General features: G+C 52.2%; 1 pseudogene. It reads left to right on the forward strand.

The window, feature by feature from the left end:
• Positions 1–992: pseudogene (locus OH663_RS25985) on the forward strand (hypothetical protein); the annotation flags it as partial.
• Between the last annotated feature and the right edge of the window lie 112 nt (positions 993–1,104).

Consider the following 1,104-nt stretch of genomic DNA (forward strand, 5'->3'; position numbering starts at 1 on the left):
CGGTCGCAGAAATTTCCGGGCAACTGGGAAATGAACTAGCGCCAGATATCCGTAACCTGACGAATGATCTTGCCGACTGGTTCAAAGGTGGCGGGATCAAGCGCATTGTGACTTTCCTGCGAAATGAGCTTTATCCCGGCGTTCTGTCGTTCGGGCAGGGGGTGGTTTTTGTCGGCAAAATTATTTACGCGCTGGCTAAAAAACTGTCCTGGTTGCTTCCGGATGAACGAAATGACCAGCGCGATGTATTGAAAACGCTGGCTGGTAACGGAATGAATATGGCTCGCCTCAGAGCTGAGCAGACAGGCCAGGGAGAATGGTTTTCGCAGCAACTGGCAACTCATCCTGACTTGCCAGAAAAAGTAAAAGAGTCATGGAACGATACCCGTGGATGGTTCGGTCCTGACAGCGACGATGAGGCGTTTAACAAATCGCTTGATAAATACCTGTCACCGGAAGGCGGCGATTCGCTTTTAAACTGGAATGCGGCGCTACAGCAAAATAAGGACCATGTCGCGCAAACCGTTAAAGAGGAACCGGAAAGCAGTGCCGGAGCCTGGGATAATTACGCGCATGAGCCGGTAACATCTGCCAGCCAGTGGGAAAGAGAACCATCAGGGCTGACGTACAGCCAGGGGGAAGGAGAAAGCGCCCGCGCAGGGGAAAAGTATCCGAATGCTCCCCTTTTTCCCGCCGGGCAGCAGGACAGGAATGTTACTGCAACAGACAGTTCACCTGCTGAGCCGGTGATTCTGAAAGACGAGAGCACGGGCGGCTACTGGGAAAGTCTGCTTCAGAAAATGGATGTACTGGATAAGCAGCCGCCATCACGGCAGATAACCGATAACCGCAAATTTGAGTACCACTTCGAAATTAATGCCGCGCCGGGACAGTATGAGAAAGCCATTGCCGATGAAGTGACCACGGTGACGAAAAACAATTCTGCCTTTAATGGTGATAACAGCCTTCTGGATGGGGGACTTGTCTGGTGAGTGAAATTATCCCGATATTTGAAGATTCCGGCCAGCGCGGTGCAGGCGCATTACGGGGTGGGCAGGAAGCCCGCGTGATGATGATGCTGGGGAATTTCGCCTTTTCGATTGA

This window comes from Citrobacter sp. Marseille-Q5395 (genome assembly GCF_947057495.1).
GTDB classification, from domain to species: Bacteria; Pseudomonadota; Gammaproteobacteria; order Enterobacterales; family Enterobacteriaceae; genus Citrobacter; species Citrobacter murliniae.